A 20,534-nucleotide genomic window follows, 5' to 3' on the forward strand; every position below is an offset into this window, starting at 1 on the left:
TTGTTATTATTTTTTCTCGCCCAATAGCGATTTTTCAAACTCGAATTTCTTCATCAGCATTTCTCCGCTATAGCCTTCTTCGATCAATTTGGCCAACACCGCTTTTGTCCGGTCATCCGCCGCTTCCGGATGCTCTTCGCGGTCAATTTCAACAACACTGTCTTCGTCGCCAATCCAGTCGGAATAGCTGCCGACATATAGTTTTATGTTATCGTACTGCTTATCCGCCAGTGCAGCATAAAGCGCCGCCGCTGTCACACCGCTTCCGCAATAAACAACGGCCGGTTCCTTCGTGTCGAGCAATGTGCTGAAACTGCTATCTTTGCGGAAACTGCCTGCGCTCACAAGCTGTGCCCAATCGTAGTTGCGGGCACCGGGAATACGGCCGGCCACTGCATCGATCGGCTCGTTCGTCCCAGCATAACGTTCTGCCGACCGGGCATCGATCAATACGCCCAAGTCCGTCCCGTCGACGATTTGTTTGACGTCTTGCCGCGTCGCAAGCAGCCCGTCGTCAAACTTCGGCTTTATTTCCGTGCGCGGATAAGCTTCCGGCGTCGATGATAAAGCGATGCCTTGTTGCTTTAAGGCATCGAAGCCGACACGGCTGATAGACGCATGTTCAAAGCCGGCATAACGCAGCAGCCACCAGGCCCGTGCCGCATAAGGCGAAGCTCCTTGGTCGTAAACGATAATTGCATCGTCCAGTTCCAGGCCCGCCTGTTGAAACAGCTCTGTCAACTGCTCCTTGGAAGGCATCGGATGACGGCCCTCTGTCGACCGCATGTCAGACAAGTGCTGCTCTAAATCCCAATGGACAGCTCCTTTGACATGCTCTTTCGAAAAAGCTTGGCTTCCCCAATCGGCATCTTTCAAATCAAAACGCGCGTCGATCCAACGATATTTTTGCGTGTCGATCGTTTCAATAAATACAGACATGCTATCCCCTGCTTTCCGTCAGTTTTTCATGCAATTGTTTCCATTGGGCCAAAATCTCGCTTTGTTGAAGCAAGCTGCGCTCGGATTCAATTTGCTCCATCGCTTGGCGCAGCAAGTGCTGTCGGAGCCCTTCAGCTTCTTGTTCAATCCAGAAAACCGCCCAGTCTTCGAGAGAAGCTTTCGCTTTTTCCAAATACACCGAAGCATCCGGTTCCATCATCGCTTGTAAGGCATTGCGCATCGATTCCTTTTCATTCTTCTCGAAAAAGCTCTTATTGTTTTTGTAATAGGACTTTGCCGATGAATAATCCGCTCCACCAAACGGTTCCCCGACTTCGATCGGTTCGCTTTCTTCGACTTCATACGGCAGGAACGAAAACTCAGCGTTCCATTCCTTCAATTGGGCCGCATCGCCTTTAAAGCGCTCCGTCAATTTCTTTTCGATAAAGCGTGCTAAACGCAAATTCGTCACCCTCAGCTCCTGGCCGAAATCAAATGCGGTCATGTCGCGTAAATCGCGCAATGCCGTATCCAAAGCTTGTTTGGAAGATTCACGTGAAAACAATGATGGATTGAACGCTTCTTTGAAAAAGTCGTTAAAGCGGTAAAATACACGCTGTTTCACATAATAGAGCAATTCACCGAGTTCCTGCGACGCTTCACGTTCGAGCACCGGCGCCATCGTTTCACTATAGCGCTTGCGGACTTTCTGCTCTAATTGCTGCAGTTCCACTAGCCGTTCATCTTTGCGCTCCATATTCTTTTCTGTCGAATAGATCAAATTGCGGAAGCGGTCCACCGCTTTTTGCTCTTCTTCGGACAACGACTGCACCGCCATGCCCTTTAGCTCTTCTTTCAGGAAATGCTGGAAGTTCTCTTCAAATTCCGGCATTCCAGAAACTTCCCGATCTTTCAGTGCGAGCAGGCTCGATACACCGAACAGCCTTGGAAAACGGATGCCGAATCGCTGCAATTCATTGCCGACGTATTCGATGACATCTTGTTTTTCTTGTTCATTATTTGCGAGATCGATAGCGTTGACGACAAAGAACATCTTGTCCATTTCAAATGCATCTTTAACCCGCCCGAGCTGAATTAGGAATTCGCGGTCTGCGCGCGCAAAAGCATGATTGTAATAGGTGATGAACAGCACCGCGTCTGCGTTGCGGATATATTCGAACGCAACGTTCGTATGGCGTGCATTGATCGAATCCGCTCCCGGCGTATCGACCAGCGTCACGCCGCTTCTAGTCAATTCGCAGTCAAAATAAAAGTCGATTTCTTCCACAAAGCAACTGCGCTCTTCTTTAGCGACGAAAAGGCTGAATTCCTCACGGTCAACGCGCACTGTCTCGCCAAGCTGTGCAGAAAATGATGGATAGCCGCCCTTGAACGCCATTAGGAATGATTTGTGGATCTGCTGTTCTGTTGTCGCGTCATCAGGCAATACAGCCGTTTTGTCATACGCTTCCTCGAGTGTTTCAACCATGAAGCCGAATACAGAAAATGAATTTTTGACGTCTTCTGTCATCGCCGCCGCGGTTTTCAATCGCACATCTGCCGTTTCATGCGGATGCTCTGCTGTTACCGGCCGGATGCGGTTGATGGTTGCAGTAGTTGGGTTTGGGGATACCGGGAGCACCGATTCGCCCATCAAGGCATTGGAAAACGATGATTTCCCGGCACTGAATGCGCCGAACAGCGCAATCGTGAATTCCTGTCCTTCCAATCGTTGTGCTTTGCGCCGCAAATATTCGACAGTTTCTGAAAATCCACGGACCGGTTCCAAAATCTGAGCCGTATGCTGGACGCGCTGGAGCACGGCATGTTCATCAAAAGATGCGAGTTCGTCTTTCGGCAAATCCCGCTCTTCTTCTTGCTGTTGTTCCACCGCTGTCTCAAGCATAGCTGGTGTAAATTCGGTCATGTCGTCCGTGGATATGTGAAACAGGTCCTGCCAGCCGGTCACTTGCTGTTCGGCTGCTTGCTGTTGCTTCGGCAAGATGGCCGTAAATGATTTCTTCACTTTATCGATCGCCAAGTCCATTTCTTCAAGCGTTCGGATCGCCAGCACTTTTTGTTCAAGTGTTTCAGATTTCATATCAATTTCCACACTCGCGTCGTCCGGCAAACCTTCAAAGCCTTCTTGCTGTCCTACTTTCCACGGATCGGTCTGTTGAATCAGCCAACGCTGCACTTGCGCAGTGACACTGTTGCTGACATTCAATACCGTATCTGCGGTCATGGCCGTCGTTGCCGGTACCGTTTCCTCGACGATCGAGAACGGCAACGTGAAATCCATCTGATCAATGGCAAGCGATTCGGTATCGGTCAATAAACCGGCTTCCCGCAATGAGGTTTTCATCAATTTCTTTAAATGCCCGGTCATTTGTGAATCGATCGTTTTCGACAGCTTGTCCTGCAAATCCTGTTTGCGCACTTGGCGCTGTTCTTCCGTTTTCTTGCCACTGAACATCAAACCGACTTTAAAGTTCGGCTGGCGGGATTCCAAATAGGAAGTCAGTGCATCACGCACTTCGTAAGGAATGATATTGGCATTTTCCAACAGCTCTTTGCGCTTTTTCTCGAAATTAAGTTTCCAATCGGCGTAATCCTGGACAGAGCTGCGCCGTTTGATCAGCTCATGATCTTTTTTCAAATCTTCTCTTGCATCCCACTCTTCTTCTGTAAGGACCTTGGAAAACGCTTCAAGACGTTCCGCTTTTTCATCTTCCAAAAAGCGGATATGTTCGTCTTTCAATTGGCGCAATGCAGAAGCGGATGCTTCGCCGATATGCCCTTGCCAATTATCCATGACTGATGACACCAATTGTTTCACTTGCGGAAATTCATTGCCTGGAAAGTTATGGTCTTTCAACGAGGTGAAAAAGATTCTTTTCGGTTCCACTCCCCATGCTGCAAAACTATCGGCAACGGATTGCTGGAATGCCTCGAACGTCATTTCGCTTTCCTGATGTTTATCTATTTGGTTGACGATCAAATACAGCTCTGTGTATTTCTGAAGTTCACGTGTGAAATTGAAATTCAGTTCGGACTGGACATGGTTATAGTCCATGACGTAAAACACCATGTCGGCTACATGCAAAGCCGATTCTGTCGACACACGGTGGGCGTCGTCTGTGGAATCGACTCCCGGCGTATCCATAACGGTAATGCCTTCTGGCAAGACCGAAGTCTCGTGGCCGATGTCAATTTGGGTAACATCCCCGCTTTTGCAGAAATCCTTGACTGCCTGAAAATCGTAGTTTTCCGGGAAATATACCGGCCGGTCTCCACGGCGGTTGACGATGGCATAATCTTTTTCCGCCTTATGGACGTTGACGATGTTCGCACTGGTCGGAATTGGGCTCGACGGCAGCAAAGTCTCCCCGGTTAACGCATTGATCATCGACGATTTGCCGGAGGAAAAATGCCCTGCAAAACCGATGATGAATTGGTCTTTCAATATTTTCCGGGCGAATAGTTTCGCTTTCTCTGCACGCTCATTATCTTCATTGCCTTGAAAAATCCGGTAAAGATGCGCTGTTTCGATTAATTCCTGCTTATGGTCTGTCGCTGTCATATGTATATCCCCTTTACCGTTACTTCTATTCATCATATCATCTTTTATGCAGAACGAAAAACATCCTTCCATGGCTGGAAGGATGTTTTCTCAAGAGAATCCGTGGATCGACATGCCGCCGTCGATGAATAATGTTTGGCCGGTAATATAACCTGCCGCATCGGATGCCAGGAACACGACCGGGGATGCCACTTCCGGCAACTCACCGACACGCTTCAGCGGTGTCACCGCCAAAATCGAATCCAAGTATGCTTGATCCGATAAAATGCCTTCGGTGAGCGGTGTGCGGAAATACCACGGGCCGACCGCGTTGACGCGGATGCCCCGCTCGCCCCATTCCATCGCCATGACTTTTGTCATTTGGATGATGGCCGCTTTCGAGGCCGCATAGATAACGCCTGTTTTCAGCGCTCGCTCTCCGCCGACCGAGCTAACATTGATGATCGATGCGCCTTTTTTCATGTGACGGGCCGCTTCCTGGGAAAACATAAATACGCTTTGCGCGTTAGTATCCATAATTTTTTGCCATTCGGCATCGGTGGCGTCGTCTAATTTCGAACGGATATTCATACCCGCATTATTGACAAGTATATCAACGCCCCCAAACCTATCGATAGCCTGCCGGACAGCCGATTGGATATCTTCGCGCACTGTCACATCCGCGACTGCAAAAGAGGTGCGATCGCTTGCCATTTCTTTTTTCACCTGTTCCAGATCGTCCTGTGTTCTCGCAACAAGCAAGACATTCGCCCCTGCTTCCCCGAGTGCAAGCGCAATTGCACGGCCGATGCCCTTGCCGGCGCCGGTGACGATCGCCGTTTTTCCTTCTAAACGAAATGATGCCAACAAATCAAGGTCCCCCTTTAGTCATTTATTATTCACAACTATGCATAATTCGAATTACTTAAACCAATTGGTATAGTTTCTTGTATTTCGCTTCCAAGTAATCCGCCAAGTGGTCGCCATTCAATGTTTCGCCAGTCGCTTCCTCTAGAATTTCAAGCGGTTTTTTCACGGCTCCGTGGCGGTGGACTTTATCGGTCAGCCATGCGGTAATCGGAGCAACTTGGCCGCTTGACAATAGCTCATCGAAATTCGGGATGTCTTGTTGCATCGCTTTTTTGAACTGGGCGGCATACAATAGCCCAAGCGCATAGGAAGGGAAGTAACCGAAGCTGCCGCCTGCCCAGTGGACGTCTTGCAATACCCCTTCCCCGTCGTGTGAAGGCCGGACACCCAAATACTCTTCGTATTTGTCATTCCATAGCTGCGGCAAATCTTTCACTTCATAATCGCCGTCAAACAGCCCCTTCTCCAGTTCGTAACGGATCATGATATGCAAAGCATACGTCAATTCATCGGCTTCGATGCGGATAAGGGACGGTTTTGCTTCATTGATTGCACGCAAAAAATCTAGTACCGGCACTTGCTGGAATTGACTAGGTGCATATGATAGGAAGTTGTCGTAATTGTGTTGCCAAAATGCATCGTTGCGCCCGACAAAGTTTTCGAAAAACAGCGACTGGGATTCATGGATGCCCATCGATGAACCGCCATCGACCGGCAAGCCGCTAAGCTCGCTGCTGATGTTCTGTTCGTAGAGTGCATGTCCCGCTTCGTGGATGGTACCGAATACCGCTGTTCGGAAATCGGATTCATCATATTTGGTGGTGACGCGCACGTCTCCACGGTTGATTGCGATCATAAACGGATGGACCGTTTCGTCCAGGCGCCCCGCTTCAAAATCATAGCCAAGTTTTTTTAGCACATCGAAGCTGAAATCCTGCTGCGCTGTTTTCGGGAAATGCCCGTACAAGAAATCAGTTTCTGGCTGATTGGCGGATTCGCTGATTTGTTTGACGAGCGGCACGATGCGCTTTCTCAGTTGTCCAAATACTTGGTCGAGCTGCTCTGTTGTGACGCCCGGCTCATATTGGTCAAGCAAAGTATTATAGACACTGCCATTTTTCACGCCCCAATAGCCGACAAAACGCCGCGTTGTTTCCACTAGCTGTTCCAAATACGGCTGGAACAATGCAAAGTCGGCTTGTTCTTTCGCTTGCTCCCAGATTGATTCGGCTTTGCTCGTCAACACGACGAATTCCCGGTACTCTGCCGGCGGGATTTTTGCATTCAATTGATACTGGCGATCAGCTTCTTCGACGGACCGCTGCATAGCAGCAGACAAACCCGTTTGGAGTTTCAAGCCTGCAATCAACTCGCCGTATTGTTCGGAAGTCGACAAAGCGAATAGCTCTGACGACAAAGTGCCGATCGTCTCCGAACGCAAGTCCATTCCTTTTTTCGGTGCACCTGTCCGCATATCCCAGTACAAAAGGGAAATGGCTTCATTATAACTTGTCATTTTCTGGTGAATTTCTCTAAATTGCTGTTCCATTGACACAATATTCCTCCTTCTTTTCCGGTCTATTGTATCATAAGGATGCCGAATTCTGCCTCTTCCTTGCGTTTGGCTTACCGTCGTTAAGTGTATGGGAAAATACTCAAAATAAAATAGCCAGCAAGGGGGCCCCTGCTGACTTTTCACTTTAATTCTTATCGATTTTTCGCAAGCACCGGCAATACAGGCTGCCACAAATGTTCGATGCGCAATTCTTCTTTCGTCAACAATAAATGGATTTCCCCGTAGTCCGTTGAAGAGCGGATCAAACGCCCGACGCCTTGCTGCAAGCGCAGCTGCATAAACGGCAAGTCGATTTCTTCTAAAGGACGTTCACTGAACTTACGCTTCGCGTCGAAAACCGGATCGTTCGGTGGCATCGGCAAGTCGACAATGATCACTTGCGTCAACGCCTCGCCCGGCAAGTCCATGCCTTCCCATAGATGATGGGAACACAGCACTTGGAATTTGCCCGCCTGGAAATCGCGGACGACCGACGACAATTCGCGGTCCCCTTCAAATTCGATGCTCAAAGAACAGTCTTCAGGCAATGTTCGGCGGAACGATTGCATGGCGGATTTCGATTTGAATAACACCAAAGTTTGGCCACCTCGCGTTGCGAGTTCGAGCACGCGTGCTGCTTTTTCGTGCTGCTGAAGCGGATGCTTGAAGATTTCCATCGTTTCTTCGTAGTCAAAAGGTGACGGCACTGAGAACGATTCGAATGCATCGATTCCGAGCGTATCCGCCAAGTAGGTGAAATCTTTGGCGACCGATAACGTCGCAGAAGAAAAGACGATCGGCAATTTGCCGTCGAACAGTTTTTCTTCCAAAATTTCCGTCACTAAACGCGGCATGATGACCAAGGTTTCGATGTCATCTTTTTTCTCGAGCCAGCTGATGGCATCGCCGTTTTCCACAAACAAGCCCATGGAGAACTTATACTGTTCAAAATATTCTTCAGCCAAATTCAATTCGTACTCCGGAATGCTATACAGTTCGCCTTCAAAAACGAACTCTTCCGTCAAATCGTCGACTGTTTTGATTAACTCGCGGCCGATGCGTTTCAACAACGGGTCTTCTTGAATCGCTTTGCGGTCTTCATCACTCGGGATGAGGTTGCTGCGCAACACACGGAAAAATTCCGTATGCAAATCGATGGTTCTTTCGATCAGCCCAAGTGTTTTTTCGCGCACTCCATCAACCATGACTTTTTCGGTTACATCGTAGAGTGAACTTTCCTGCACTTCATAAGTCAACGCGCGTTGAGCGGCAAATTCAAGCAAATGCCCTTCATCAAGTACAATTTGAGAAACTTCCGGCAATAAAGGCGTCTGCCCTTCATGCTTGCGGTTTTCTTTTGTCCATATATGCTCCATCAAAAAATCATGCGAGCAAATAACCAAGTCCGTCGCTTCACGGTAATGGTTACGGTGCAAAGTCTGTCCACATTTATTGCGTATATCGCAGGCATGGCAGTTTTGGATCGGGTGATAATTGACTTCCTGCCACTCGTCATCCGTCAGTTCAGGATAGCTTGAGCGTTCACCATAAGGATACATCTGCTGCATGGAATAGGTTTTATTGACGAATTCCGGCAAGGTGAACTCGATGACATCCAAGAAATCCGCTTCACTGCGTTTTTTCGCTCCTTCAAAACGCTGCAGGCATAAATACTGGTCGCGAGACTTGGCCAGGCGCACGTCCAGATTCAAATCGAACAGCTCATCCAAACGGTCGATGTCGCCGCCTTTTTTCACCAATTGCTCGATCAAGGCTTCATCAGCGCAGGAAATGAGCGCCGGTTTCCCCGTATAGCGCGCATAGGCGATCGCCGGCAATAGGTAAGCCAGTGTTTTTCCTGTGCCAACGCCGGCTTCTGCGAACAACACTTCTTTGTCTTTTAGGGCTTTTTCCAGTTGAAAAGACATAAAAATCTGTTCATCGCGCAATTCATAGCCTTTTTCCGGTAAGATGTCATAGAATATATCACCGATCCAATCGTTCAATGAATCGAAGAAAGTTTTGTCTTTGGATAACGGGAATGGCAATGCTTTTCTCATAGAATCTCCTCACAGAGAAACGGAAGGGCACAAGCCCTTCCGTTTTCCTCATTTATTTTTTGGACGTTCTCCCCAGAATTGGAACAAATCTGTGCGGATAAAGCCGTTGTAAAGTTTGCGTTTTTTCGTCGCTTTTTGACCGTACAGTTTTTCGAATCCTTCCATCGATGACAGCATATACACCGACCAAGTCGGGAAGCGCGAGAACACTTGACCCATATCTTCGATCATTTCCTCGATCACTTCTACTTCACCGATGCGCTCGCCGTATGGCGGGTTTCCGATGACGACACCGTTTTCTTCGTCTGTCGTGAAATCTTTCACGTCGCGCTGCTGCAAACGGATCAAGCCGGCAAACCCAGCTTCAATGATGTTTTCTTCCGCAATTTGGATCATGCGGGGATCGGCATCCGTACCGAGAATGTTGAGCGGCTGATCGTAATCCGCTAAATTCTCGGCTTCTTCCCGAACTTCATTCCATACGTCTTCGCCGATCCATGGCCACTGTTCACTGTCGAATTCACGGTTGTAGCCAGGAGCCAGGTTCTGCCCGATCATGGCTGCTTCAATGGCAATCGTTCCAGATCCACAGAACGGATCAACGAATGGGCGATCCGGCGTCCAACGGGATAGCTTAACAAGCGCTGCTGCCAATGTTTCTTTTAGCGGCGCTTCCCCTTGCCCGACACGGTAGCCGCGTTTGTGAAGCCCGGCACCGCTCGTATCGATCGACAATTGAACTTTATCTTTTAAAATAGATACTTCAATTTTAAAACGGGGGCCAGTTTCATCCAAAAATGAGTTGTGTTGATATGCTTTTTTTAATCTCTCCACAATTGCTTTTTTGACGATCGACTGACAGGTCGGCACACTGTGCAATGTCGATTTGACGGATTTTCCTTGAACCGGAAACTCAGCATCGACTGGCAGGTACTTCTCCCATTCGATGGCTTTCGTCTGTTCGAACAAATCGTCAAAAGTGGAAGCGGTAAACTCCCCGGCAATCAACTTGACACGGTCTGCCGTACGCAGCCATAAATTGGCTTTAGCGATATCCCGTTCGTTTCCTTGGAAAAACACTTTTCCATTATCTGTCGTCGTTTCGTACCCTAATTCTTTTACTTCGTTCGCCACGATGGATTCAAGCCCCATTGCTGCAGTAGCGAGTAATTTATAGCTAGTCATATAAACGCCCTTTCTATATTGCGGAATAACCATTTATTTCATAACGCGGACAGTTTTGATCCAGGCTGTGCAATTTACTTTGATGAGTGATGTTTTTCGCTTTCATGCGCCATCTATTGTCATATGAAGAAAAGCTCCCCGATAGGAGAGCCTTTCTAGAAAATAAATTAAGACCATTTAAAATTCTATAAGCCATGTTTTGTCTCCACGTACTCAAACGGCCAAAGCCTCGTACTTGTGGATGGCAATCATCTATCTGCGGATTCACTCCGCCTCTTCCGTCGGTTCAATTCCCTTGGAAAAGTGCCCCTACCATAATTTGGGTTTCTCACTCGCGGGGTTTACCTCGTTCCACCTGCAGAGTTTCCTATGCAGCTCCGTCACTGTGGCACCTTCAGGGTATTTCGGCCATATCCGAAGACTTAGGCGTTCTACCCGCCGTCAGCATAAATGCTGCCCCAGCTTATTGTTTCGCTGGGCGCGATCACTACGGTCATCGCAGATCCGTGTGAGCATGGACTTTCCTCTCCCGCATCAAGTGCGGGAGCGATTGCCAGAATTTTAAATGGCTAACTAAGTATACGCTATCTCTAGACCTGTGGCAATGTTTTTACCGATTGTCCAGCTTATTGCCGAAGACATGATTTTCGAGATGCGACAGCCTGCGCAAAATGTCAAAATTGGTTGTGCCTGGAGCCGGCGTCGCCTGCTTTTTTGGCGATTCCTCCAGCTCAGTGCGCAAACGGCGGTTTTCATTTTGCAGTTGTTCAATTTTTTTATTGTACAATTCATAATCCTGGATTACTTCATCGAGAAAATGATCCACTTCGTCCTGATTATAGCCGCGCATGGCTGTTTTAAAGTCTTTTTCAAGAATGTCTTTTGCTGCATATTTAATGTCCATTCAAATCGCCCTTCCATTAAAAGAAACTTCGAAAATTTAGTTCTTTCCTTACGGATAGTATAGCATAAGCAATATTTAACGTGTTCTGTGAACCGTGGATTCGGCTGCTTTTTTTCGTTTTTTCTCTTCTAACCGCGATTCACGTTTGACCAAATCACTAAGGATCGACTGTCTGACCTTTGTATGGAGCGCTGCTTCTTTGGCAAAACCCGTCATGACGAGCGCCTGTGCCGGATCTTTCATTTGGTGTTCATATAATTTGGCCGCATGCACCCAAGCCTCCACTTCGACTGTACCGCGAAGATGCGGCGCCGCTTCTTTAAACAATCGCAGCGCTTCCTCGTTTAGCCCATTGCGTTTTTTTTGTACTGCCAAAAAGTAACGAGCCAACGCACCGGCATCGCCGCGCTCTAACGTGACGTGTTCGAGATAAGCAGCACTTTGGTCATATTGCTTCAAATCCGCATACCATTTGCCGATATTCGTATAGGCGCCGCTCGATTCGGTAGATAAATCCTCCATCAACAAATCGGAAGAACGGATATAAAGCGACACGAGTGACAAGATGTCGAGTTCGTTATGATACAACACCTTCGCCAGCCCTTCAGGAAATCCGCTTTTTACGGCATCGAGGTAAATTGCCGGAATCAAATGCCCCGGCACATCCCCATTGCGTGTAAACCCGAGCTTTTGTTCTTCGATCACGCTAAGCTTAAGGCGTTGCAATTCATTTTTCCAGATCCGCTTGGTTCCGTGAAACAAATCGATCTGTTTCGGGTCCGGCAATTTTGGCAGTGTGCCTCTATGCATCGTCCAGCGCGAATGAAGCTGCGGCCAGTCGAAGCTTTTTCCATTATAGGAGTAAATGACCGAATCCTGGGCTTGCCACAAATTCGACTCATAGAGAAATGCTGCTTCGTGAGATGGCTCCGGCATGATCCATTGGGTCATTTCAAAGCGGTCTTCTAGGCGCTCGAGTATGCCGATCAAAAAGATATATGCACCCGTCCCGCCAAGCCCTGTCGTCTCCGTATCGAAAAACACGAGCCCGCCATTGCCTTCAAGCTTGAACGGATGTTCGTAATCGGTTTTCTTCCAGGCTGCCAGCACACGGTCAAGCTCCCCGAGTACGACATCGCCATGACGGTAATCGAAGGGATAGTCGATTTTCTTTTCAAATACAAACCCGAATTTATTTTCTTTCAAGGTCAATCCGATTTCTTTCCATTGCTGTTCTTGAGGCGGCCGCATCGGTGCTGTTCGCGGCTTTTGGCTTGCCGGTTTATTATTGTTTTTCAGCATGCCTTTCATCTGCATCAGCTTTTTTTCAAAAGACATCCACTCACCCCTCTTTTTCCAGTTCCCCGAGCAATTCAATGACGCGCCCTTTCATGTCCATCGCCGCGTCCTGTGCGCCGATGCATGACGGGCAGCCGTCAAAGCATGGACATTCCGTCACATGCTGTCGTGCTTTTTCGAGCAGCGGCTGCCACAGATCATAGATGCGCTCGCTGATGCCGATGCCGCCTGGGTAGGAGTCGTGAATAAAGAAAGACGGCTGGTCATTATGCGGTGATTTCACTTGCGGCACGACGTGGACATCGCGGCGGTCACATTGAACAAAAATCGGGATGAAACTCTCGATAGCATAGGCAGCGCCGGTCATCGTGTCCGACAAATCCGAGTCACTAAAATCTGCCGGCTTGTCGAAGCTGAGCCAGGTCGAAGACGTATGTAATTCTTCGGCCGGAAGGGAAATCGGGCCAGAGCCGATGTTGTCGTGGGTGTCGAAACGGATTTTCTTGAAGATCGTCGGCATCGCTAGCACTGCGACATCACCGTAATTGACGTTCGCCTTATGAAGCATGCGGTGCTTGTCTTCGCTGATCACTTTCAATTCGATTGCCAGATTCGCGTCGGTGAAGTAATCGACATCAACTTCCCGCACATATGCCTTCTTCTCTTCCCAGTCCAAAATCTCCACTTGGAACTGGGTGCCCTGGTGGAGGTAGATTGCTTCTTCGTGCAATAATGTCATCGCACTGAAACGGTCCATCTCACCGATGACTTTGGTATCGGCCGGAACCGATTGGTCGACGATGACGACATTTTCCTGAGCGGCTGAACGCAAGGAAATATCGTGCGCCGGGAAGCGGTCGCTCATCCAGTGCCAGCGGTCCGAAGTCCGAACTAAGACCCCTTCTTCCTGAAGGTACTCGAGCAAGGACTGGACATCAAATTCACCATACATATCATCTGCTGAAAACGGCAGCTCGAAGGAAGCGCATTTTAAATGGTCCATCAAGATAATGATGTTCTCTGGGTGGATGCGCGCTTCTTCCGGTGATTGGTCGAGCAAATATTCCGGATGGTTGATGATGTACTGATCGAGCGCTGTGGATTGTGCTACATAAACAACAAGTGATTCGTCCTGGCGTCTTCCTGCACGGCCCGCTTGCTGCCAAGCGCTTGCGATATTGCCGGGATAGCCGGTCATGATGCAAGCCTGAAGCTGGCCGATGTCGACGCCGAGTTCTAGTGCATTGGTCGAAACGACGCATTGGATCGAGCCGTCGCGCAAGCCTTTTTCAATGGCACGCCGCTCGGAAGGCAGATAACCGCCCCGGTAGCCTTTGATCGATTCGTCCTGCAACTTATATTTGGTAATTTCGTTTAAATAAGTTACCAGCATTTCCACACGTACGCGACTTTTGGCAAAAACGATCGTTTGTATGCCTTGCTTGATGAGATACGTCGCCAAATCCCTTACTTCGAGCACCGCGCTCCGCCGCACGCCGAATGTCGGATGGACGATCGGCGGATTATAGAACAGGATATGCTTTTTGCCGGCCGGAGCCCCGTTCTGGTCGATCAATTCGTGATCAGTATTGGTCAAACTTTCAGCTAGCTGCTTTGGATTAGCGATCGTCGCTGACGTACAGATAAAGACTGGATCGCTCCCATAAAAGTTGCAGATCCGTTTCAAGCGGCGGATAACGTGTGCCACGTGGGTACCGAATACCCCCTTATATGTGTGCAGCTCATCGATTACTATATAATGAAGGTTCTCAAAAAGCGACACCCATTTTGTATGGTGAGGCAGAATAGCGGAGTGCAACATATCCGGATTGGTCATAACGATTTGTCCTGCTTTGCGCACTTTTGTGCGAATCGATGGGGACGTGTCGCCATCATAGGTATAGGACAGGATCGACTGCTCGGTTTTTTCGATCAAGTCATGCAAATCGCTTTTTTGGTCTTGCGCCAATGCTTTTGTCGGAAACAAATACAGCGCACGCGCATTCGGATCATTCAAAATTTTGTGCAACACCGGCAAATGATAGCAATACGATTTGCCTGAAGCGGTCGGCGTCACAGCAGTGAACGAGTTACCTTGCTGTGCCAAATCGAAAGCCTGCCGTTGATGGGTATATAATTGTTCTATGCCTTTTTTGCGAAGCGCATCTTTTAAACTGTCGTGCATCGCTTCGGGAAAATCCGCATAACTCGCCGGCTTTTCCTCCTTGGTATGCCAATGGTAAATGCGCTCCATCATTTCCGGCTCCACTTTCCACTCTGCCAGAATTTCCGGTATCGTTTTTTTGGTTCTCATTGTTTCTCATCGCCCTTTTCATCTATCGCTGCAAGTAAAGTCTGTATCGTATATTGGGCAGCTTGTATCGTCTGGACAAAACGCTTTTTACTCGTTTCTTTATAAAAACTTTGGACAAACACTTGTCCCATGCCATCAGCGGCGTTGTCAATCTGCAATTTGTGGACGTATTTGGGCCGTTCTTGACGGATATAATCCAGCGTCATCTCTTTCCATTCCTCTATTAAGCGATGCCAGTGATCAGCATATGGTTTTACGTCTTGAAAGAAATCTGGTTCTGCATCTTGCGCCCGCATCTCTTTAAAGCGATTGAGGCAAGTTTCACATTCATCATATAAAGCGATTGAACGGTGCTTGAGGTCCATCATTATTCCCCCTCCATAGACATAAGTTTATCACAATCCTTTAGAGAATATGCAGTTTGCCGAACAGGCATTCTTTTCAGTTGGAGATAACCCCGAAATCAGCTATTATTAGGAATAAAGTTCGGAAACCTTTCATCATATTTGTCGTCTATGTGCGTGTGATATGATAAAGTAAGCGAGGTGTATCACAAATGGCGATCAATTATCCAAACGGCAAGAAATTCTCTCCCCCAAAGGATAAACCAGTTTCACAAAAGAAGCGGGATGTTTCCTTCAGCAACCGTGGGAAAACTTTGGAAGACGAATTGAACGAAACGAATACGTATTATTTGCAGCGCGGGCTGGCCGTTATCCATAAAAAACCGGTGCCGGTTCAAATCGTGCGTGTCGAATATCCGTCCAGAAGTGCCGCGGTCATTCGGGAAGCTTATTTTCAAGCCCCTTCCACCACCGATTACAATGGCATCTGGCAAGGCCGCTATATCGATTTTGAAGCGAAGGAGACGGAAATCCGCACATCATTTCCACTCAAAAACATCCATGAGCATCAAGTCCACCATATGGCAGATATTCTTCGGCACGGCGGCTTAGCTTTTTTAATCATCCGATTTTCCAGCTTAGACCGTTATTTTGTCCTGCCGTTCGAAGTTTTGGAAACTTATTGGAAGCGAATGGCGGCTGGCGGCAGAAAATCGATGACAATAGATGAAATTGAAGAATCGTCCATCGAAGTAAAGCCTGGTGCTTTCCCGAGAATCGATTATTTGTCTGTTCTCGATCAACTGAAGCAATAGCATATACATGAAAGTGAGGAAGCGCTTGTGAGTGACAAGAAAATATCGCGTGAAGAACGCAGAAAATCAATTGAGCGGCAACGCAAAAATTCGAATAAACAAAAGAAATCCGGTGCCAAAATGTGGATCAAGCGGGGCATACTTGGCATTGTCGCCTTAATCGCTGCCGGCTTGATGTTCGGAGTCGTCATGTTCGCAGTCTACGCGAGCAGTGCTCCTGAAATTGACGAGGAGTTGCTGCGCGATCCAATCAGCCCTGTGTTCCTGGCAAATGATGGTGAAACTGAAATTCCGTTCTTTACCGCACAAAACCGGGAATACGTAAATTATGAAGATATCCCCCCTATCCTTGAAGATGCCATTTTGGCAACTGAGGACAATCGATTTTACGAACACTCCGGGATAGACGTCATTCGCCTAGGCGGTGCAGTAATCGCCAATGTCACTGGTGGTTTCGGATCCCAGGGAGCCAGTACCATCACACAGCAAGTAATCAAAAACTCATTCTTGTCGAATGAAAAAACATTGAAACGCAAAGCACAAGAAGCGTATTTGGCTTATAAGCTGGAGCGTGAATACGAAAAAGAAGAAATCTTTGAAATGTATTTCAATAAAATCTTGATGTCTGGCAACACGTATGGCTTCGGCACTGCGGCAGAGGAATTTTTCGGCAAACCTGCTGCAGAATTGGAATTGCATGAAGCTGCTCTGCTTGCCGGTATGCCGCAGAGCCCGAACCGCTACAATCCATTCAAGAACCCAGAAGCGGCAGAAGAACGCCGCGATATCGTCTTGAATTTGATGGAACAGCACGGGAAAATTGATGCCGCGCAAAAAGAAGAAGCATGGAACACGCCGGTTGAATCTACCTTGCTGCCTGAAGATCAACGCAGACCAGCGGAACAAAACACGGAGTATACTGCGTTTATGGAAATGGTCGTCGATGAACTTGAATCTTTAGAGGGTGACTACTCGCTCGATGAAGGCTTGACGATCTACACGACACTTGAACCTTACGTACAAGAACGCGTCAACGAAGCGATGACCTCCGATTTGTTTTTTGACGAGGAAGTCCAATCTGCCATGACCGTCGTCGATACCAAAACCGGTGCCATCAGTGCAGTAGGCGCCGCGCGTGAATATGAAGGCGATGTGCGCAGAAACTTTGCTACTTCCAAAGACCGCGTCATCGGATCGACCATCAAGCCATTGGTAAGCTACGGCCCGGCGATCGAACATTTGGACTGGTCGACTGGCCAAACGCTTGTCGATGAAGAATATTCATACAGCAGCGGCCAGGAAATCCGCAATGTCGACGGACAGTTTCTCGGGCCGATGACACTCCGGGAATCCTTGTATCGCTCCCGTAACATTCCAGCGGTTAAGGCACTTGGAGAAGTCGGATCCGACAATGCCAGCGAGTTCACTAAAAAACTCGGATTAGATTTTGGAGATATTTACGAATCTGCTGCACTTGGAACACCGAGCAACAATATTTCCACTGTTGAAATGGCCGGCGCTTTCGCAGCATTCGGCAATAACGGTGTCTTTACAAAGCCCCACACAATCAAAAAAATAGTTTTCCGCGACGGTACCACTGAAGCGGTGGTCAGCCCTGAACCGGTGACAGCGATGAAAGACAGTACCGCTTACATGATCACGGATATGTTGCGTGATGCCGTCGATCTTAGTGTCGATGGTTCTACCGGTAAAGAAGCCTCTATTAATGGACTTGATATGGCTGGTAAAACCGGTACATCCAACTATTCTGAGGAAGATTTAGCGAAATATGGTTTGGACGCTAGTTCGGCAAGGGATGTTTGGTTCGCGGGTTATACGACGGATTATTCGATTTCCGTTTGGAGCGGTTATCCGTCAGTTACCACGCCGATCGATACGGCATCAAATGAACGCTTGCTTGCACAGCGTTTGTTCAAACAAGTGATGAGCCAAATTTCCTCTCCGGAAACGGCAAGATTCCAACAGCCTGACTCCGTTACAGAAGAAGTAATTGAAGTCGGCACAGAACCTTTGCGCTTAGCAAGCCCATTCACGCCTTGGAGCATGCGTAGCGAAGAATTGTTTGCCAGGGGGACAGAGCCCAGTACTGTATCAGAGCGATTTGTGGCAGACCCTGACAGACCTTCTGGATTGAGAGCCGACGTAAGCGGCAATACCGCAAACTTGAGCTGGAGTTACGGCGACGCAGAAGGTATTACATTTGAAGTGTCAGTTAACGGGGAAGTTTTGACAACAACCAGCGACACGAACTATTCCTATAACGGTCTTGAAGAAGGCGTGCCTTACACATTCCGCGTCGTCGCCATACAAAATGGCAGACGCAGTGAACCTGCTTCTACGACAGTCGAAATTGCCCCTCCGCCGGAAGAAGAACCGGCTGAAGAGGAGCCGGTTGAAGAAGAACCGGCTGAAGAAGAACCAGCCGAAGAAGAACCAGTCGAAGAAGAACCGGCTGAAGAGCCAGCTGAGGAAGAACCGGCTGACGAGGAGCCTGTTGAAACACCGGACGAACCTGTAGATACACCAGAACAGCCTGAAGAGCCAGATTCCGAAGGCGATGATGCAGCCGCTGCTACTGAAGAAGGATCAAGCGGTAGCTCTTCATCAAGCAATAATGGCAATCGTGGCAATGGCAATAATGGTAATGGAAATGGCAACGGTGATTCCGACTCCGGCAGCTCTGATGATGAGGAGTCTGGTGACGAAGAAAATTCAGAGTAATACATTATAACCATGATAAATACCCCGTTCATCTTCCTGATGAACGGGGTATTTTCAACTAAAAAAACCGAACGAAATTATTTCTTCGTTCGGCTTTTTTAAATTGTATGGAAATGCAAGGCATCTCTTCTAGTGCTTTTCATTTCACTGGATAGCCGATTTTTAGACGCGCAATCTTTTTCTTCAGTTCCCTGAACAATTGCTCAAGCTGGCGAAATGCTGCATGAGCGCTATTTGAATGATAGACAAAATCCAGCCTTTCTTCCTCATTCAACGGCGCAGGCGAAGATTCACCGAAAAGACTGAAAAGCGTTTGCTTTAATTCCACATATAATGTGTAGCCGCTTGATATTAACCCACGGCAACTAGCCGGCTGTTGTTTGAAGCATTCATGGAGGTCTCGTGACAATCCTTGCCACGCATCATAATAAGGCGAAATCGCGTCATCAATTGATTTCTGTGACAAGCTCATGCTTTACGAGTCCCTTCTTATCGCGCTTTTTTCCTTCACGGCAGCGGTCGAACAATGGGCAGACGTGACATCCGGGATTTTGCGCTTTGCAATGATAACGGCCAAAGAAAATGATTTGGTGATGGGTTTTCGACCAATCGGCTGAAGGCGTTTTTTTCATGATCGCCTCTTCCACCTGCAAAGGCGAATCTTTCCAGCGGCATAAGCCGAGCCGTTTGGAAACGCGCTCTACATGGGTGTCTACCGCCAAGGCCGGTTTATTGAACGCGACGGAAACAACAACGTTGGCGGTTTTTCTGCCTACTCCGGGAAACGTCATCAAGACATCCCGGTCTTGCGGCACTTGGCCGTCAAACTGTTCGATCATCATCCGGCTGAGTGCTTGGATGTTTTTGGCTTTATTGCGGAACAAGCCGATCGAACGGATGTCGCGTTCCAATTCTTCCAATGGCACAGAAACATAATCTTCAGGCGTATGGTATTTCTGGAACAGATCGGCGGTTACTTTGTTGACCAATTTATCGGTGCATTGTGCAGACAATAACACTGCAATGACCAGGTCAAATGGATTCCGGTGAAAGAGTTCACAATGAGCATCAGGAAACATATGATCCATTTCTTCCAAACAAGCTAACCATTCTTTTTTCGTCATCATTTTATCACCTGCTAATTCCGCTCTTCCAGCCAGTTATAGAATTGCACTTTTTTGGCGGTGCTTTCCTGTGGCTGGATGCGGATGTTTTTTTCACGGAATGAATTTGCATGCCTCGTCACTTGGCTCGATGTCTTGATGTTCTTTTTCTTCCACTCGAACAAAATCCGGTCCACGTAGCGCAAGCTGATTTTTTGTGAAATGACGGCTTCTTTTAATGCCATACGGATGACGTCAGGCGTATGCCCGTCCTGGTCCATCCACATGGAGATCGTTTCGATTTCCATCGGGGATAAAAAGCGTCCAAATTCCTGTTCAAACAGCTGGAAGATTTCACCTTCCTGTTCTTTTTGTGTATGCTCTTTTTCGGTTTGCGCCTTCAGCTCTAAGCATTCCACGAGTTTTTCCCATAAGGGCTGCAAAGAAATGGTTTCTGTCAACATGCCATCTACCGTTTCCTGACGGATCGACAGGTAGCCTTGCTGCATCAACTTCTGCATCATCGTCGTTACGCCATCATGTGTCGCGGACATGCGCGATGCGATTTCTTCAGGCGTCGGAAAGACATTCCCTGCCTGCTGGAAAGATTGGATTTGCAAAAGCAAAACCGCTTCTTCATCGCTGATTTTCAAGCGTCGGTAAAACTGAAAAAAAAGCTGGGAAATGGTAACATTCCCCTGCTCGATCCAGTGCTGCAATCGGTCAGATTGTTTCATATCCCAACCACCTTTCTGTATGAAAATTTCTAGTTGTTTTCCATGACTAAAATATGAAATAAAGCTGCGGAAAACCCAAAACATGATTTAGTCATTATAATAAAA

15 protein-coding genes and 1 other RNA gene are annotated in these 20,534 nt (G+C 48.0%); 2 read left to right on the forward strand and 14 right to left on the reverse strand.

What is annotated here, in order from left to right:
* Nucleotides 1-6: 6 nt before the first annotated feature.
* The 11 genes from ACFO5U_RS05505 to ACFO5U_RS05555 all read right to left on the reverse strand — a co-directional run bounded on the left by ACFO5U_RS05505 (nucleotide 7) and on the right by ACFO5U_RS05555 (nucleotide 15,056).
* Nucleotides 7-939, reverse strand: coding sequence for a sulfurtransferase (locus ACFO5U_RS05505; RefSeq protein WP_377277405.1), 933 nt, complete (start codon nucleotides 937-939; stop codon nucleotides 7-9).
* Nucleotide 940: 1 nt separating this feature from the next.
* Nucleotides 941-4,522 carry a dynamin family protein gene (locus ACFO5U_RS05510; RefSeq protein ID WP_377277406.1) on the reverse strand — a complete coding sequence of 1,194 codons (3,582 nt, stop codon included), beginning with the start codon at nucleotides 4,520-4,522 and terminating at the stop codon, nucleotides 941-943.
* A 90-nt stretch (nucleotides 4,523-4,612) separates the two neighbouring features.
* Complete coding sequence (locus tag ACFO5U_RS05515; RefSeq protein ID WP_377277408.1) at nucleotides 4,613-5,371, reverse strand: SDR family NAD(P)-dependent oxidoreductase; 759 nt, start codon at nucleotides 5,369-5,371, stop codon at nucleotides 4,613-4,615.
* 55 nt (nucleotides 5,372-5,426) lie between these two features.
* Nucleotides 5,427-6,920 (reverse strand): carboxypeptidase M32, encoded by a 1,494-nt coding sequence (locus ACFO5U_RS05520; RefSeq protein ID WP_377277409.1) that lies wholly within the window; start codon nucleotides 6,918-6,920, stop codon nucleotides 5,427-5,429.
* A 158-nt stretch (nucleotides 6,921-7,078) separates the two neighbouring features.
* Entirely contained in the window at nucleotides 7,079-8,986 is a 1,908-nt protein-coding gene (locus tag ACFO5U_RS05525) for an ATP-dependent DNA helicase (protein WP_377277411.1), read from the reverse strand.
* 48 nt (nucleotides 8,987-9,034) lie between these two features.
* Entirely contained in the window at nucleotides 9,035-10,171 is a 1,137-nt protein-coding gene (locus tag ACFO5U_RS05530; protein ID WP_377277412.1) for a THUMP domain-containing class I SAM-dependent RNA methyltransferase, read from the reverse strand.
* A gap of 183 nt (nucleotides 10,172-10,354) precedes the next feature.
* Nucleotides 10,355-10,733: RNase P RNA component class B (gene rnpB / locus ACFO5U_RS05535), an RNA gene on the reverse strand.
* A gap of 48 nt (nucleotides 10,734-10,781) precedes the next feature.
* Nucleotides 10,782-11,075: a cell division regulator GpsB gene (gpsB, locus tag ACFO5U_RS05540; RefSeq protein ID WP_215105187.1), complete on the reverse strand. Its 294-nt coding sequence runs from the start codon at nucleotides 11,073-11,075 to the stop codon at nucleotides 10,782-10,784.
* Between the two features lie 75 nt (nucleotides 11,076-11,150).
* A complete protein-coding gene (locus ACFO5U_RS05545) occupies nucleotides 11,151-12,413 on the reverse strand; it encodes a ribonuclease H-like domain-containing protein (RefSeq protein ID WP_377277414.1) in 1,263 nt (420 codons plus the stop codon).
* Between the two features lie 4 nt (nucleotides 12,414-12,417).
* Nucleotides 12,418-14,688 carry a DEAD/DEAH box helicase gene (locus tag ACFO5U_RS05550; RefSeq protein WP_377277415.1) on the reverse strand — a complete coding sequence of 757 codons (2,271 nt, stop codon included), beginning with the start codon at nucleotides 14,686-14,688 and terminating at the stop codon, nucleotides 12,418-12,420.
* Nucleotides 14,685-15,056, reverse strand: a complete 372-nt coding sequence (locus ACFO5U_RS05555; RefSeq protein ID WP_377277416.1) for a YppE family protein — start codon at nucleotides 15,054-15,056, stop codon at nucleotides 14,685-14,687. Before ACFO5U_RS05555 ends, ACFO5U_RS05550 begins: the two co-directional genes overlap by 4 nt.
* Nucleotides 15,057-15,244: 188 nt before the next feature.
* Here ACFO5U_RS05555 and recU point away from each other — a divergent pair, with 188 nt between their 5' ends.
* Complete coding sequence (recU, locus tag ACFO5U_RS05560) at nucleotides 15,245-15,847, forward strand: Holliday junction resolvase RecU (protein ID WP_377277417.1); 603 nt, start codon at nucleotides 15,245-15,247, stop codon at nucleotides 15,845-15,847.
* Nucleotides 15,848-15,874: 27 nt separating this feature from the next.
* A complete protein-coding gene (locus ACFO5U_RS05565) occupies nucleotides 15,875-18,589 on the forward strand; it encodes a PBP1A family penicillin-binding protein (RefSeq protein ID WP_377277419.1) in 2,715 nt (904 codons plus the stop codon).
* 139 nt (nucleotides 18,590-18,728) lie between these two features.
* On the opposite strand, the gene ACFO5U_RS05570 is transcribed toward ACFO5U_RS05565, so the two are convergent.
* The 3 genes from ACFO5U_RS05570 to ACFO5U_RS05580 are packed head-to-tail and all read right to left on the reverse strand — an operon-like array spanning nucleotide 18,729 to nucleotide 20,429.
* The gene (locus tag ACFO5U_RS05570; protein ID WP_377277420.1) at nucleotides 18,729-19,061 is read right to left on the reverse strand and encodes a YpoC family protein; all 333 of its coding nucleotides are present in this window, start codon (nucleotides 19,059-19,061) and stop codon (nucleotides 18,729-18,731) included.
* Complete coding sequence (gene nth / locus ACFO5U_RS05575; RefSeq protein WP_377277422.1) at nucleotides 19,036-19,716, reverse strand: endonuclease III; 681 nt, start codon at nucleotides 19,714-19,716, stop codon at nucleotides 19,036-19,038. Before nth ends, ACFO5U_RS05570 begins: the two co-directional genes overlap by 26 nt.
* Nucleotides 19,717-19,727: 11 nt before the next feature.
* The gene (locus ACFO5U_RS05580; RefSeq protein WP_377277424.1) at nucleotides 19,728-20,429 is read right to left on the reverse strand and encodes a DnaD domain-containing protein; all 702 of its coding nucleotides are present in this window, start codon (nucleotides 20,427-20,429) and stop codon (nucleotides 19,728-19,730) included.
* Nucleotides 20,430-20,534 lie beyond the last annotated feature (105 nt).

The sequence above is a fragment of the Planococcus dechangensis genome (genome assembly GCF_042654465.1).
Classification (GTDB): Bacteria; Bacillota; Bacilli; order Bacillales_A; family Planococcaceae; genus Planococcus; species Planococcus dechangensis.